General features: G+C 75.0%; 15 protein-coding genes and 1 pseudogene. 4 read left to right on the plus strand and 12 right to left on the minus strand.

Annotated elements, in window-relative coordinates:
- Window positions 1-189 (minus strand): annotated as a pseudogene (locus N866_RS11115) (bifunctional ADP-dependent NAD(P)H-hydrate dehydratase/NAD(P)H-hydrate epimerase); the annotation flags it as partial.
- A gap of 110 nt (window positions 190-299) precedes the next feature.
- On the opposite strand from N866_RS11115, the gene N866_RS11120 reads away from it, so the two are divergent.
- Window positions 300-1,289: an LLM class F420-dependent oxidoreductase gene (locus N866_RS11120; RefSeq protein WP_034226355.1), complete on the plus strand. Its 990-nt coding sequence runs from the start codon at window positions 300-302 to the stop codon at window positions 1,287-1,289.
- A 102-nt stretch (window positions 1,290-1,391) separates the two neighbouring features.
- Here N866_RS11120 and N866_RS11125 read toward each other — a convergent pair whose 3' ends face one another.
- Together N866_RS11125 and glmS are read right to left on the minus strand one after the other, a co-directional pair.
- The gene (locus N866_RS11125) at window positions 1,392-1,745 is read right to left on the minus strand and encodes a holo-ACP synthase (protein ID WP_034226356.1); all 354 of its coding nucleotides are present in this window, start codon (window positions 1,743-1,745) and stop codon (window positions 1,392-1,394) included.
- Window positions 1,742-3,607 carry a glutamine--fructose-6-phosphate transaminase (isomerizing) gene (glmS, locus tag N866_RS11130; RefSeq protein ID WP_034226357.1) on the minus strand — a complete coding sequence of 622 codons (1,866 nt, stop codon included), beginning with the start codon at window positions 3,605-3,607 and terminating at the stop codon, window positions 1,742-1,744. Before glmS ends, N866_RS11125 begins: the two co-directional genes overlap by 4 nt.
- A 54-nt stretch (window positions 3,608-3,661) precedes the next feature.
- On the opposite strand from glmS, the gene coaA reads away from it, so the two are divergent.
- Entirely contained in the window at window positions 3,662-4,642 is a 981-nt protein-coding gene (gene coaA / locus N866_RS11135) for a type I pantothenate kinase (RefSeq protein WP_034226358.1), read from the plus strand.
- Window positions 4,643-4,705: 63 nt separating this feature from the next.
- Here the strand turns inward: coaA and N866_RS11140 are convergent, their stop codons facing one another.
- From N866_RS11140 to N866_RS11165, 6 genes are all read right to left on the minus strand, one after another.
- Window positions 4,706-5,413, minus strand: coding sequence for a DedA family protein (locus tag N866_RS11140; RefSeq protein WP_052022931.1), 708 nt, complete (start codon window positions 5,411-5,413; stop codon window positions 4,706-4,708).
- Between the two features lie 221 nt (window positions 5,414-5,634).
- Window positions 5,635-6,273 carry a peptide deformylase gene (locus N866_RS11145; RefSeq protein WP_034226360.1) on the minus strand — a complete coding sequence of 213 codons (639 nt, stop codon included), beginning with the start codon at window positions 6,271-6,273 and terminating at the stop codon, window positions 5,635-5,637.
- Window positions 6,270-7,619 carry a phosphoglucosamine mutase gene (gene glmM, locus N866_RS11150; protein ID WP_034226362.1) on the minus strand — a complete coding sequence of 450 codons (1,350 nt, stop codon included), beginning with the start codon at window positions 7,617-7,619 and terminating at the stop codon, window positions 6,270-6,272. The genes N866_RS11145 and glmM overlap by 4 nt, the downstream gene beginning before the upstream one ends.
- A 133-nt stretch (window positions 7,620-7,752) precedes the next feature.
- Entirely contained in the window at window positions 7,753-8,235 is a 483-nt protein-coding gene (gene rpsI / locus N866_RS11155; protein ID WP_034226364.1) for a 30S ribosomal protein S9, read from the minus strand.
- Window positions 8,236-8,273: 38 nt separating this feature from the next.
- On the minus strand, window positions 8,274-8,732 hold the full coding sequence (gene rplM / locus N866_RS11160) for a 50S ribosomal protein L13 (protein ID WP_034226365.1): 459 nt from the start codon (window positions 8,730-8,732) through the stop codon (window positions 8,274-8,276).
- A gap of 256 nt (window positions 8,733-8,988) precedes the next feature.
- Window positions 8,989-10,665 carry an ATP-binding cassette domain-containing protein gene (locus N866_RS11165; RefSeq protein ID WP_034226367.1) on the minus strand — a complete coding sequence of 559 codons (1,677 nt, stop codon included), beginning with the start codon at window positions 10,663-10,665 and terminating at the stop codon, window positions 8,989-8,991.
- A gap of 90 nt (window positions 10,666-10,755) precedes the next feature.
- On the opposite strand from N866_RS11165, the gene N866_RS11170 reads away from it, so the two are divergent.
- A complete protein-coding gene (locus N866_RS11170; protein ID WP_034226369.1) occupies window positions 10,756-11,196 on the plus strand; it encodes a DUF5709 domain-containing protein in 441 nt (146 codons plus the stop codon).
- 97 nt (window positions 11,197-11,293) lie between these two features.
- On the opposite strand, the gene N866_RS11175 is transcribed toward N866_RS11170, so the two are convergent.
- Both N866_RS11175 and truA read right to left on the minus strand, forming a co-directional pair.
- Window positions 11,294-12,139, minus strand: a complete 846-nt coding sequence (locus tag N866_RS11175; RefSeq protein WP_052022932.1) for a GAF and ANTAR domain-containing protein — start codon at window positions 12,137-12,139, stop codon at window positions 11,294-11,296.
- A 50-nt stretch (window positions 12,140-12,189) separates the two neighbouring features.
- A complete protein-coding gene (truA, locus tag N866_RS11180; RefSeq protein WP_081802570.1) occupies window positions 12,190-13,158 on the minus strand; it encodes a tRNA pseudouridine(38-40) synthase TruA in 969 nt (322 codons plus the stop codon).
- Window positions 13,159-13,253: 95 nt separating this feature from the next.
- On the opposite strand from truA, the gene N866_RS11185 reads away from it, so the two are divergent.
- The gene (locus tag N866_RS11185; RefSeq protein ID WP_034226374.1) at window positions 13,254-14,036 is read left to right on the plus strand and encodes an ROK family protein; all 783 of its coding nucleotides are present in this window, start codon (window positions 13,254-13,256) and stop codon (window positions 14,034-14,036) included.
- Between the two features lie 15 nt (window positions 14,037-14,051).
- Here N866_RS11185 and N866_RS11190 read toward each other — a convergent pair.
- The coding region (locus N866_RS11190) for an alpha/beta fold hydrolase (protein ID WP_081802571.1) at window positions 14,052-14,859 on the minus strand (808 nt) is incomplete at its 5' end.

A 14,859-nucleotide genomic window follows, 5' to 3' on the forward strand; every position in this document is an offset into this window, starting at 1 on the left:
CACCAGGCCGACGACGGTCGCGCCGGCCACGCCGCCCCGGCCGCCGGCCCGCTCCCGCAGGAGGCGCCGGACGTGCAGCGCCAGCGCAGTCGCCGCGCGGTGCATGAGCCCACCGGCGAAGCCGCGCTCGGTGGCGAGCAGCGGCACCTCGGCGGCACGGACGTCGGACGCGGTGAAGGCCTCGATCACGGTCCCATCCTGCCCCCGCGGTCCCCGTCCCGCGGGGCGGTCGGCCCTCGACGACGGCCCGGGCCGGCCGTCGCGGGCACGTGCCCCGACCGCGGTCTAGGTTGAGCACCATGCGCTTCGGACTCTTCATCCCCCAGGGCTGGCGGATGGACCTGGTCGACATCGACCCCTCCCAGCAGTGGGCGACCATGAACGCCCTCGCCCAGCACGCCGACACCGGCGACGCGTGGGAGTCGATCTGGGTCTACGACCACTTCCACACCGTCCCCGAGCCCACCGACCAGGCCACCCACGAGGCGTGGACCCTCATGGCCGCCTACGCCGTGAGCACGTCCCGCGTCCGCCTCGGGCAGATGTGCACCTGCATGGCGTACCGGAACCCGGCCTACCTGGCCAAGGTCGCCGCGACGATCGACCTCATCAGCGGCGGGCGCGTCGAGATGGGCATCGGCGCCGGCTGGTACGAGCACGAGTGGCGCGCCTACGGCTACGGCTTCCCCGGCGCCGGCGACCGCCTCGGCGCACTGCACGAGGGCGTCGAGATCATGAAGCAGGCGTGGGAGACCGGCGAGGCCACGCTCGACGGCCGGTACTACCAGGTCGACGGCGCCCAGGTCCGCCCGCAGCCGCTGCAGCCGGGTGGCATCCCGTTCTGGATCGCCGGCGGCGGGGAGAAGAAGACGCTGCGCACCGCAGCCCGGTACGCCCAGTACACGAACTTCGACGGCTCCCCGGAGGGCTTCGCCCACAAGTCCGAGGTGCTGCGGGGCCACTGCGAGGACCTGGGCCGGGACTTCGACCAGATCGTGCGGTCCGCCAACTACAACGTGGTCATCGGCCGTGACCAGGCCGAGGTCGACGAGCGGCTCGCGTGGATCGGCGAGCACTACCGCAAGGCCACCCCGAGCAAGGCGGGGTCCACGCTGGAGGGCTTCCGCACCGGCCCGCTGGTCGGCACGCCCGAGCAGATCGTGGAGAGGCTCCGCGAGCTCGAGGGCCTCGGCATGACGTACGCGATCACGTACTTCGTGGAGGCGGCGTACGACCGCTCCGGCATCGAGCTGTTCGAGCGCGAGGTCGTCCCGGCCCTGAAGGGCTGACGCGTCGCCACGGACCTCTCGGAGGCGGACGACGGTGAAGGGTTCGGCGCCTCCGGGCGTCCGAACCCTTCACCGCGTCGAGGGGCACGTGCCGGGGCTGCGTCAGTCCCGTTCGGCGATCGCGATCGCCGACGCGATGCCGGCGTCGTGGGAGATGGACAGGTGCCAGCGCTGGACGCCGAGCTCGACCGCCCGCGCCAGGACGGTCCCTCGCAGCTCGACCTCCGGGGGACCACCGGCCACCCGGTGGACCGTCGCGTCCTGCCACGACATGCCGCCCGGCGCGCCGAGGGCCTTCGCGATCGCCTCCTTGGCCGCGAACCGCGCCGCGAGCGAGGTCGGCGGCACGTCGCGCTCCTCGGCCGTGAAGAGCCGCTCGACCAGCGCCGGGCTGCGCTCCAGCGTCGCGAGGAACCGGGCGACGTCGACGACGTCGATCCCGACGCCGACGATCACTCGACCGTGACGGACTTCGCCAGGTTGCGCGGCTGGTCGACGTCCAGACCCTTCGCGGTGGCGAGCTCGCAGGCGAAGATCTGCAGCGGGACGACGGCGACGAGCGGCGCGAGCAGCGTGGGGGTCTGCGGGACCCGGAACACCTCGTCCGCGTACGGCAGGACGGCGTCGTCGCCCTCCTCGGCGATGACCAGGGTGTGCGCTCCCCGGGCCCGGATCTCCTGGATGTTGGAGATCACCTTGCTGTGGAGCTGGTCGCGGCCGCGCGGGGACGGCACGATGACGAACACCGGCTGCCCCTCCTCGATGAGGGCGATCGGGCCGTGCTTGAGCTCGCCCGCCGCGAAGCCCTCGGCGTGGATGTAGGCCAGCTCCTTGAGCTTGAGGGCCCCCTCCATCGCCACGGGGTAGCCGACGTGGCGCCCGAGGAAGAGGACGGACCGCGTGCCGGCCATCGACCGGGCGATCTCGCGGACGTGGTCAGCGCCGTCCAGGACGCGCTGGATCTTCTCGGGCATGGCCCGCAGGTCCTCGAGGACCTCCGCGATCTCGTCCGGGAACTTCGTGCCGCGCAGCTGTGCCAGGTAGAGCCCGAGCAGGTACGCCGCGGTGATCTGCGCGAGGAAGGCCTTGGTCGACGCCACCGCCACCTCGGGACCGGCGTGCGTGTAGAGCACCGCGTCGGACTCCCGCGGGATCGTGGAGCCGTGCGTGTTCACGATCGCCACGACCTTGGCACCCTGCTCCCGCGCGTGCCGGACCGCCATGAGGGTGTCCATGGTCTCGCCCGACTGGGACACCGCCACGACGAGCGTGCGGGCGTTGACCACCGGGTCGCGGTAGCGGAACTCGTGCGCGAGCTCGACCTCGACCGGGATGCGGCACCAGTGCTCGATGGCGTACTTGGCGACCTGGCCGGCGTAGGCCGCCGTCCCGCACGCGACCACGATGATCTTGTCGACCTGGCGGAGCACGGCCTCGTCGACGTGGAGCTCGTCGAGGACGAGGCGGCCCTGCAGGTCCGTCCGGCCCAGGAGGGTGTCCGCGACCGCGTGGGGCTGGTCGTGGATCTCCTTGTCCATGAAGGAGCTGAAGCCGCCCTTCTCGGCGGCGGACGCGTCCCAGTCGACCGTGTAGCGCTTGGGCTCGACGTGCTCGCCGTCGAAGTCGACGACGTCCACCGAGTCCGGCGTGATGGTAACGACCTGGTCCTGCCCGAGCTCCATCGCCTCCTTCGTGTAGGCGATGAAGGCCGCGACGTCCGAGCCGAGGAAGTTCTCCCCGTCGCCGAGCCCGACGACGAGCGGGGAGTCGTGGCGCGCGCCCACGACCGTGTCCGGCCGGTCCGCGTGCACCGCGAGGACCGTGAACGTCCCGTGCAGGCGCCGCGCGACCGTCCGGACCGCGTCGGTCAGGTCGCCGGTCTCGCCGTAGGCCGCCGCGACGAGGTGGGCGACCACCTCGGTGTCCGTCTCGGAGCGGAACGTCACGCCGGCGGCCGCGAGCTCGGCGCGCAGCAGGGCGAAGTTCTCCACGATGCCGTTGTGGATGACGGCGAGCGTCCCGTCCTCCGACAGGTGGGGGTGCGCGTTGACGTCGTTGGGGGCGCCGTGCGTGGCCCAGCGCGTGTGACCGATCGCGGCGGTGGCGTCCGGCAGCGGCCGCTCCTCGAGCTCCGCGGTGAGGTTCGACAGCTTGCCGGCCTTCTTGGCGAAGGTCAGCTCGTGCCCCCCGGGCGTGACGAGGGCCACCCCGGCCGAGTCGTAGCCCCGGTACTCCAGGCGGGCCAGACCCCCCATGACCACCTCGAGAGGGCGGCCGTTCGGCCGCTGGTCACCGACGTACCCGACGATTCCACACATGGGCGGGAGTCTACTGGCGCGGCCCTGCTCCGTCCGATCCGGCAGACTGCTCCCATGCCGGCAGCTGACGTGGCCCGTGCCGCGGCGCCGGGGCCGCCCACGAGCCCCACCACCCCGTACGTCGACCTCGACCGCGCGACGTGGAGCCGGCTCTCCGCGGCCACCCCGCTGCCGCTCACCGACGACGACGTCGCACGGCTGCGCGGGCTCGGCGACCCGATCGACCTCGCGGAGGTCGACGCCGTCTACCGGCCGCTCTCCCGGCTCCTGGCCCTGTACGTCGAGGCGACCGCCGGGCTGCACGCCGCGTCGTCGACGTTCCTGGGCGAGCGCGCGGCCCGCACCCCGTACGTCATCGGCATCGCCGGCTCCGTGGCCGTCGGCAAGTCCACCACCGCGCGCGTCCTGCGCGAGCTCCTGGCCCGCTGGCCCGCGACCCCGCGGGTGGAGCTCGTCACCACCGACGGCTTCCTCCTGCCCAACGCCGAGCTCGAGCGCCGCGGCCTCATGGACCGCAAGGGCTTCCCCGAGTCCTACGACCGGCGTGGGCTGCTGCGCTTCCTCGCCGCGGTCAAGGCCGGACGGGAGGAGGTCCGTGCGCCGGTGTACTCGCACCTCACCTACGACATCGTGCGGGACGACCAGGTCGTCGTGCGGCGGCCCGACGTGCTCATCGTCGAGGGGCTCAACGTCCTGCAGCCCGCGCGGCCGGCGGTCGGCGAGTCCAACCTCGCCGTCAGCGACTTCTTCGACTTCTCCATCTACGTCGACGCCCGCACGACCGACGTGCGCCAGTGGTACGTGGACCGGTTCCTGTCCCTGCGGCGGACGGCGTTCGCGGACCCGGCGTCCTACTTCCACCGCTACGCCTCGCTGAGCGACACGGAGGCGGTCGGCCGGGCCCAGGGCATCTGGGACTCGATCAACGCGCCCAACCTGGAGCAGAACATCCTGCCGACGCGCGGGCGCGCGACGCTGGTGCTGCGCAAGGGCTCCGACCACTCGGTGGAGCGCGTCCGCCTGCGGAAGCTCTGAGCGCACCTCCCCTGGAGGTCCCGCCCCCTCGGGTGCTGACCGCCCTGAGGACGCCGGTCGTCCTCAGGAGGCCACGGGGGCCCGGGGCTCGGTCCCCGGCAGCACCGTCGTCCCCGCCTCGGGTGCCGGGCCCGCCGTCGGGGTCACGGTGCCCTCCGGTCCTCGCCCCCGCAGCCGCTCCATCACCCGTCGCAGGACCGCGTCGACGACCAGGCCGAGCACGAGACCGACGACGACGCCCAGGGCCGCCGCCACGAGGGGCCGGTCGTGCAGCCACACGCCGGCGCCGACCCCCAGGGCGGTCGAGTACAGGGCCCAGACCACGGACCCGAAGGCGGCCAGCGCCGTGAACCGGCGATGGGAGTACCCGGCCGCCCCGGCGGTCATGTTGACCGCGACCCGGCCGATCGGCACGAACCGGGCGGCGATGATGTAGGAGGCGCCCCGAGCCGCGAGCGCCAGCCGCGCGCGGTCGAGTGCCCGGCCCGCACGCTCCCCGCGCAGCACCGGGATGCGCTGCAGCGGCAGGCGTCGCCCGATCGCGAAGGCGACCTGGTCGCCCGTGAACGCCCCGAGCGCCGCGACGACGACCACGAGCCAGAGCTCCGGCCGGCCGGTGGCCGCGGACACGGCCGCGAGCGCGATGACGACCGTCTCGGACGGGACCGGCGGGAAGAAGCCGTCCAGGGTCGCGAGGACCCACAGCGCCACGAACGCCCACGGCGAGCCGACGAGTGCGAGCACCCACTCGGTCGCGGTGGTCGGGTCCACGGTGTCCCCCCGGTCTCGGGCGTCGCGGGCCGGGACCGGCGCGTCGTCCTGCTGGTCCGCCGGGCGTCGTCAGCCGGCGGGCACGGCCCGCTGCGGGTCGATGTGCCCACCGTAGGACGCCGGATGCGCCCGGCGGAATGGGTGAGGACCCCGAACGTCCCCTGGTTCCGGGCTGCGCGGGGCCCGTGCTCGCGGGTGAGGCGGGCCCGGCCCGGCCCGGCTCAGCCCTGCGGCAGGTCGAACCCGAGGGCCTGCGCGGCCCGGTGCGGCGTGGCGTCCGACCAGCGCAGGCCGTTCGGCGGCGCCACGAGCGAGCGCATCTCCGCGTGGTCGACGTAGAGGCGGCCCAGGAGGTGGTCCGTCTCGTGCTGCACGATCCGGGCGGGCCAGCCGTGCAGCACCTCGTCCACCTCGGTGCCCAGCTCGTCCTGGCACCGCAGGCGGATGGTGCGCCACCGGGAGCGGACCGCCTGCCAGCCGTCGACGCTGAGGCAGCCCTCGTAGTGGCCGACGCGGTCGTCACCGACCGCCTCGTAGCGCGGGTTGACGAGCACGCGGAACGGGACCGGGGTCCGTTCCCGGGCCGTCGCCGTCTCCTCGTCCACCGGCCACTGGTCCTCGACGACTGCGAGCGCCAGCCCGAGGCCGACCTGCGGGGCGGCGAGGCCGACGCCCGGCGCGGCGTGCATCGTCGTGCGCATCGCCATGAGCAGCTCGGCCAGCAGGCCCTCGTCCAGCTGGCCGTCGTAGGGCTCGGCCACGGCGCGCAGGACGGGGTCACCCGCCTGCACGATCGTCATCGGCCGCGGGCCCGAGAGGAGCTCCTCGACGCGGTCGCGGACCTCCGTCGCCGAGCTCACAGCGCCAGGCGCGTGCGCACCACAGCCGCCAGCCGCTCCGCGACCTGCTCGGCGTGCGCCTGCTCCGCCGCCTCCACCATGACGCGCACGACCGGCTCGGTCCCCGAGGGGCGCAGCAGCACCCGGCCGGTCCGCCCGAGCTCCGCCTCCGCCTCCGCCACGGCGACCCGGACGCCGTCGTCGTCGGCGGCGCGGGACCGGTCGACGCCGGTGACGTTGAGCAGCACCTGCGGGAGCCGCTGCACGGCGGACGCGAGGTCCTCCAGCGACCTGCCGGTCTGGGCGACCCGCGCCGCGAGCTGCAGCGCGGTCAGGGTGCCGTCGCCCGTCGTGCCGTGCGCGGCCAGGATCAGGTGGCCCGACTGCTCGCCGCCGAGGCTGTAGCCGTTGGCGCGCATCTCCTCCAGCACGTACCGGTCGCCGACGGCGGTCTGCACGGTCTTGACGCCCGCGTCGGCCATCGCCAGCTCGAGCCCGAGGTTGCTCATGACGGTGGTCACGAGCGTGTCCGCGACCAGCTCGCCGCGCTCCTGGAGCGCCACCGCCAGCACGCCCATGATCTGGTCGCCGTCGACGAGGCGACCGCGCGCGTCGACCGCCAGGCACCGGTCGGCGTCGCCGTCGAACGCGACACCGAGGTCCGCGTGGGCGGCCACGACGGCCGCCTGGAGCTGCTCGGGGTGGGTCGAGCCGCACTGCTCGTTGATGTTGCGACCGTCCGGGGAGGCGTTGATGACGACGACGTCGGCCCCCGCCGCACGCAGCGCCGCCGGGCCGACCTCGCTGGCCGCCCCGTTCGCGCAGTCGACGACGACGCGCAGGCCCTCGAGGCGGACCGGCAGGGTGCTCACGAGGTGCGCCACGTACTGCTTGCCGGCGCTGCCGATGTCCGGGGTGATGCGCCCGACGGCCGCACCCGTCGGCCGGTCCCACGGCTCGCGCATGCGGGCCTCGATCTGGTCCTCGACCTCGTCGTCGAGCTTGTGCCCGCCGCGCGTGAAGAACTTGATGCCGTTGTCCGGCATCGGGTTGTGCGAGGCGGACAGCATGACGCCGAGGTCGACGCCGAGCGCGCCCGTCAGGTAGGCGACCGCAGGGGTGGGCAGCACGCCGACGTCCACGACGTCGACGCCCGCGCTGGCCAGCCCTGCGGAGACCGCCGCGGAGAGGAACTCGCCGGACGCCCGCGGGTCCCGCCCGACGACGGCCCGGGGCCGGTGGCCCTCGAACGCCCCGCTCGCGGCCAGCACGTGCGCCGCCGCGACCGACACGTCCAGCGCCAGCTCCGCCGTCACGTCCCGGTTCGCGAGCCCGCGAACCCCGTCCGTCCCGAACAACCGCCCCATGACCTGCCTCCTCGTTCCTCGCCGACTGTCCCACAGGACATGCCGGTCCTCCCCGTGCCCGAGCCCCGCTCCCCCCGCACGCACCGACGGCCCCGATGGGAGTCCATCGGGGCCGTCGGTCGAGCGGCTGGGATCAGCGCTTCGAGTACTGCGGGGCCTTACGGGCCTTCTTCAGACCGGCCTTCTTGCGCTCGACGACGCGGGCGTCACGCGTGAGGAAGCCCGCCTTCTTGAGCGCCGGGCGGTTGTGCTCCGCGTCGATCTCGTTGAGGGCACGGGCGATGCCGAGGCGCAGCGCACCGGCCTGGCCGGTCACCCCGCCGCCGACGATCCGCGCGACGACGTCGAAGCGACCCTCGACGTCGACCAGCTTCAGCGGGCTGTTGACCAGCTGCTGGTGCACCTTGTTGGGGAAGTAGTCCTCGAGGGTGCGGCCGTTGATCTTCCACTGGCCGGTGCCGGGGACGAGGCGCACACGCGCGACCGCCTCCTTGCGACGGCCCAGCGCCTGGCCGGGAGCCGTCAGGCTCTGGCCACGACCGGTCGGCGCAACGCTCTCCGAGGTGTAGCTGGTGGGCGTCTCGTCGCCCTCGATGTCCACGGTGGTCTCGGCCACTGGTCAGTCCTCGCGTCCTTGGGGTACGTGATGGTCGGTCAGCGGCCGGCAGGCTGCTGAGAGACCTGGGTGATCTCGAACGGCTTCGGCTGCTGCGCCGCGTGGGGGTGCTCCGGGCCGGCGTAGACCTTCAGCTTGGTGATCTGGGCACGGCCCAGGGAGTTGCGCGGCAGCATGCCGCGCACGGCCTTCTCCACGGCGCGCTCGGGCCGCTTGGCCAGGAGCTCGCTGTAGGGGACGGCGCGCAGACCACCCGGGTAGCCGGAGTGGCGGTACGCGAGCTTCTGCTCGCGCTTGTTGCCCGTCAGCGCGATCTTGTCCGCGTTGATGATGATGACGAAGTCGCCCTGGTCGACGTGCGGGGCGAAGGTCGCCTTGTGCTTGCCGCGCAGCAGCGTGGCGACGTGGGACGCCAGGCGGCCGAGGACGACGTCGGTCGCGTCGATGACGTGCCAGGTCCGCTCGACGTCGCCGGGCTTCGGGGTGTACGTGCGCACGGTCGTAGCCTTCGTTTCTGGTGCTTCGCAAGTGGCATCGTCGCGGGGACGCGAGGCGTCCCGGGGCTCCGATGAGGTCAGGTGTCCTGCGGTCCGCGACTGGCGAGTGGGAGGCACCGGTCCGCTGGGACGCACAGCGACACGCCAGAGTACCCGCACGCCGGTCCGAGGGTCAAAACCTGCTAGAGCGGCGACCCCTGGGCCGCCTGCCGACCCGCTCCGCGACCCACCCCGTGACCCGACGTGCGCGAGCGCGTCAGCGCGTCCGCTGCACCCGCTGGACCTCCCACACCGGCTCGGGCGTCTCCTCCACCGTGCCGTCCTCCCCCACCACCAGGAACCGGTCGAAGCCGCGGGCGAACCACCGGTCGTGGGTGACCGCCACGACCGTCCCCTCGTACGCGGCGAGCCCGCGCTCCAGGGCCTCGGCCGAGTGGAGGTCGAGGTTGTCCGTCGGCTCGTCCAGGAGCAGGAGCGTCGCGCCCGACAGCTCGAGCAGGAGGATGTGGAACCGCGCCTGCTGGCCGCCGGAGAGGGTCTGGTACTGCTGCTCGGCGGCGGCGACGAGCTCGTACCGGTCGAGCGCCTTGCTGGCCGGCTCCCGACCCATGCCGGCCCGGTGGCCCTCGCCGCGGTGCAGGATCTCCAGGAGCGTGCGGCCGTGCAGGTCGGGGTGCGTGTCGCTCTGCGCGAACCAGCCGGGCCGCACGCGGGCGCCCAGGGTCAGGCGCCCGGTGTGGGCCACCGGTGCCGGCGCCCGCTCCGGGACCTGGTCCGGCGACGGGTCGCTCCCCCCGGCCGCGAGCAGGCGCAGCAGGTGGGACTTGCCGGACCCGTTCGAGCCGAGCAGCGCCACCCGCTCGCCGAACCACACCTCCACGTCGAGGGGGCGCAGGAGCCCGGTCAGCTCCAGCCGCTCCGCCACGACGGCACGCTTGCCCGTCCGGCCGCCGCGCAGCCGCACCTGCACGTCCTGGTCGCGTGTGAGGACGACCGGTGGGCCCTCCTCCTCGAACATGCGCAGCCGGGTCCGGGCCGCCTGGTAGCGGGAGGCCATGCCGTCGTTGAAGGTGGCCTTGACCTTCAGGTCGTTCACCAGCCGGCGCAGCTGCGCGCGGTCCTCCTCCCACCGGCGCGTGAGCTCCTCGTGGCGGTCGCGGCGCGCGGCGCGCGCCGCGCCGAAGGAGCCGAAGCCCGCCCCGTGCACCCACAGCCGGGAGCCGACCGCCGTCGGCTCCAGGCTGGCCACCTGGGTCGCCGTGCGGGACAGCAGCTCGCGGTCGTGGCTGACGAAGAGCACCGTCTTGTCCGACACGGCGAGCCGGCCCTCGAGCCACCGCTTCGTCGGCACGTCGAGGTAGTTGTCCGGCTCGTCGAGGAGCAGCACCTCGTCGACGCCGCGCAGGAGCGCCTCGAGGACCAGCCGCTTCTGCTCACCGCCGGACAGGCTCCGCACCTCGCGGTGCTGCGCGCGCTCGAACGGCACGGACAGCACGGCGTCGGTGACCCGGTCCCACCCGACCTCCGCCTCGTACCCCCGGACGTCGGCCCAGTCCGCGAGCGCCTGGGCGTACCGGAGCTGGGCCGGCTCGTCGTCGATTTCCATGATCGCGAGCTCGGCGGCGGCGAGCTCGGCGGCCGCCTCCCGCACCGCCGGCGGCGCGAGGGTCGCCAGGAGGTCGCGGACCGAGCGGTCGTCCTCGATCCGCCCCACGAGCTGACGCATGACGCCGAGCCCGCCGCTGCGGACGACGACGCCGCTGTGCGGCGCCTCGTCCCCCGCGACGATCCGCAGGAGCGTCGTCTTGCCCGCGCCGTTCGGGCCCACGAGCGCGACCTTGGCCCCGTCGCCCACGCGCAGGTCGACGTCCGCGAGGAGGGGACGACCGTCCGGCAGCACGTACCCGACGCCCTGGACGTCCACATGACCCATGGCGTCAGTCTCCCCCGCGGCCCGCTCGCCGGACGAGCCCTTTCCCCGGGCCCGGATGCGACCGCCGTCGGGCGGTGCGACGGTGGCCGCATGACCTCACCGAGCAACGAGTCACTGGGCGACACCCCCGCCACCTCGGCCGACCCGGAAGGCGTGGCCGAGGGCGACACCGACCAGCTCCAGCAGGAGGACACGCTGCTGGACCGCGGCGTGGACAGCGTCCTCGACGAGGGCTACTCCCCGCCCGACCGCCCGCCGGGCAACCGCCTCGAGACGCACCTCGACCAGCTGCTCGGCGAGCGGCTGGACGACAAGCTGGCGCAGGAGGAGCCCGAGGTGTGGGACGTCGAGGACGCTCCCGCCGCGGGTGCGCGCGAGGCCGACCGGGCCGGACGCCTGGCCGTGGAGGAGTCCGGGCCCACCGGCGAGGCCGCGGTGGGGACGACGGCCCGCGACGTCGGCATCTCCGGCGGGGCCGCCACGGCCGAGGAGGCCGCGATGCACGTCGTCGAGGACGACGAGGCACTCTGACCGACGACGCCTCCGGGAGGCGGCGCGAGCCGCCTCCCCGGGGCCAGGCCGCCTGAGCGACGCGCTGGGGGACGCCTCCGGATCTCGGCCCGCGAGGCTATGCGGGGACCGAACGGCCCCCGTCGGCACCGCCCGCGCCGCCGCCCGGGGCTCCCGCCCCGCTCGCGTCGACGGCGCCGTCGCCCTCCGGTGCGGGGTGGACCGGGAGCTGCTCCGTGCCCTCGACGACGGCGCGCGCCACCTCGCTCAGCGCCCGCGAGCCGGCCCGGGCGTGCGCCCGCAGGACCTGGAACGCGACCCCGACGTCGAGGCCGTGGCGCTCGGCCACCAGCCCCTTGGCCTGCTCGATGACCACCCTGCTGTCGAGGGCGCGCCGGAGCTGGGCCGCGAGCGTCTCGGCGTCGGAGACGGCACGGTGCTGCACGAGGGCCGCCGCGGCCGCCTGACCGAGGGACGTCAGGACGGCCCGGTCGACCGCGTCGAGCGCCGGTCCGTCGAGGAAGACGTTGAGGGCGCCCACGACGTCGCCGTGCACCTGCAGGGGGATCCCGTAGACCGCGCTGACGCCCAGGGCCTCGGCCCCGGCGGACCACGCCGGCCAACGCTCGGCCACGTCCGCCACGTCGTCCACCACGACGACCTCCCGGCTGCGGACCGCCGCGAGGCAGGGGCCCTCCCCGGACCGGACCTGCACGATCTCCAGCAGGGCCGTCGTGTGGTCCGTGCTCGCCAGCAGGTCGGCCTCAGGACCGTCCGGGCCGTCCGGGTCCGAGACGAGCAGCACGCCGGCCGCGCGCGCCCCGACGAGCTCCACGGCCAGGTCGACGAGCCGCTGCCCCAGGTCCGCGACCGTCCCGCACGCATCCGAGGACGCGTAGGTCGTGAGGTCCGCGATGGTGGCGGCGACGCGCGCAGGGTCGGTGCTGGGACGGGTGACGGTCACGGGGCTCCTTCCGGGACGGGATCGGACGGGTGCACGGCACCCGGGCGTCCTCAGGATTCTGCCTGTGTCGCGCGCACGGCGTCACCCGGGACCGCGAGCGGGTCGACGTCGTCCGCCGCCCGGCGCGCCCGCGTCCGCTCGGCGCGCTCGCCGAGCCGGTCCGCGGACGGGTACGCCACCTCCTCGAGCGTCAGGCCGTGGGCCGGCGCGACGACCGACGCCCCCTCGCGACGCCGACCCGCGAGCAGACCCGCGGGCCAGTCGACGGACCGCCGGCCCTCCCCGACGGACACCAGCGCCCCCACCAGCGCGCGGACCATCGAGTGGCAGAACGCGTCCGCCTGGACGACCGCGACCACGAGACCGGCGTCCGGCCCGTGCTGGGGCCGCACCACGTCCAGGACCTGCAGCGTGCGGATGGTCGTGGCGTCGGGGCGCGCGCGGCAGAAGGCCGCGAAGTCGTGCCGGCCCACGAGCCCCGCCGCCGCCTCGCTCATCGCGGTGGCGTCCAGGGGCAGCCGGTGCCGGACGACGTGCGCCCGGCGCAGCGGGTCGACCTGGGCGACGTCGTCGGCGATGCGGTACGCGTAGCGGCGGTGCAGCGCGGAGAAGCGCGCGTCGAAGCCGTCGGGCGCGGGCGCCGCCCGGTGGACGACGACGTCCGGGGGCAGCACCCCCGCGAGGCGACGGACCAGGACGTCCCCCGGTTCGCCGGCCATCCGGCCGCGCACGGCGAGCCACGCGTCCTCCTCCACGTCGACGTGCGCCACCTGCCCCCGCGCGTGGACGCCGGCGTCCGTGCGGCCCGCGACGGTCAACCGGGGCGGGGCGCACCGTAGGACGGTGCCCAGGGCCGTCTCCAGCGTGCCCTGCACCGTCCGGAGCGTCGGCTGGGCGGCCCACCCCGCGAACCCGGTGCCGTCGTAGGACAGGTCGATCCGCACCCGCACGAGGTCGTGGGACCGGGACCGCCCGACGGGCGGCGCGGCGGCCGCGGCGGAGGGCCAGGTGTCGTCCACGGGGCCACGCTAGTCCTGGTCGGCGCAGCGTCCGCGCCTGCGGACCCGGCGCGCGGCATGGCGCGGCCCGCGGACGCGGGCCTAGCCTCACGCGGGTGAGCCACGACGCCGCCGAGGGCCGGACGCTCGCCGTCGACTGCGGCGGCGGCGGGATCAAGGCGGCCGTGCTCGACGCCGCGGGGACGTTGCACGTGCCGCCGGTACGGGTCGCCACGCCCTACCCCCTCCCGCCCGAGCGTCTGGTCGAGACGGTCGTCGCGATCGCCCGCGACCTGCCCCCCGCCGCGCGCGCCACCGTCGGCATGCCCGGGATGATCCGGCACGGCGTCGTCATCGCGACGCCGCACTACGTCACGCGCGCCGGGCCCCGCACCCGGGTGCTGCCGGAGCTCGTCGCGGCGTGGGCGGGCCGGGACATGGAGGCGGCGCTGACCGCGGCGCTCGACATGCCGGTCCTGGTGCTCAACGACGCGGAGGTGCACGGGGCCGGGGTCGTCTCGGGGAGCGGCCTGGAGCTCGTCCTGACCCTCGGCACCGGCCTGGGCTCCGCGCTCTTCGACGGCGGCGTGCTGGCACCGCACCTGGAGCTCTCCCACGCCCCGGTGCGCCGCGGCGTGACGTACGACTCCTGGCTCGGCGAGCCGGAGCGGCGGCGGCTCGGCGACGGCATGTGGTCCCGGCGGGTCCGCCGCGCCGTGGAGGGGCTGCGACCGGTGTTCCACTGGGACCGGCTCTACCTCGGCGGCGGCAACGCACGCCTCGTCAGCGCGACCACGCTGGCGGCGCTCGGCGACGACGTCGTCGTGGTGCCGAACTCGGCGGGGATCGTCGGCGGGGTGCGGGCGTGGTCGCTGCGCCGGCTCACCGATGGGCGCTGAGGAGCGCCCCTCGCCCTAGGGCCGGGCAGGGCCTGCCGGTCTGACAGGCACCGCCTGGCCTGCAGGCACGGCCTGGCCTGCGGGCAGGGCCTGGCCTGCGGGCGCTGCCTGGGCTGCGGATGGGGCCGGTGCCGCGGACGCTGCAGCGCTCGGCGACCCCGCGCGGACCGCCGGCGGGTCCACCTCCTCGAGCAGCTCCAGGAGCACCCGCGTGAACGGGACCGGCCGCACGAGCGACGCGAGGTGGGTCGCTCCGCGCACGACGACGCGCCGCGCGCCGGGCCGGGCCGCGAGGAACGCGCGCTCCTGCAGGCGGAAGTGGTCCCACTGCCCGTTGGCGAACCACACGGGGCACGTGACGCGCCCGAGGTCCGTGCGGGGGTCCACGCGTCGCATCTCGTCCAGGAGGTCGACCATGACGTCCAGCGCGAACCCGCCCGCCCCGAGGTCGGCCGCCCCGTCCGCCGGCACGGCACGGTCCACGAGCGCCTGGTTCAGGCCGGCGCCGTGATCGGGCAGGCGGGCGATGAGCTGGGCGGCGCGGCGCCACGCCCCCGTGAGGCCGGTGTCCGGGTCCGTCGAGCAGCCGGACAGCAGCAGGGCTGCGGCCCGGTCGGGGTGGCGCGCCGCCCAGGCCGTGCCGAGGTAGCCACCCAACGACAGCCCGACGACGACGGCACGCCCGCCGACCTCCTGCACCGCGGCGTCGATCGCCTCGATCGCGGCCTCGACGGTGAACGGCTCGTCGAGCCGGCGGCCGTGCCCCGGCAGGTCCGGGGCGACGGCGCGGCGGCCGGCGCGGTCGAGCGCCGCCAGCTGCGCG

Origin of the sequence: Actinotalea ferrariae CF5-4, from assembly GCF_000603945.1 — a bacterium.
Classification (GTDB): Bacteria; Actinomycetota; Actinomycetes; order Actinomycetales; family Cellulomonadaceae; genus Actinotalea; species Actinotalea ferrariae.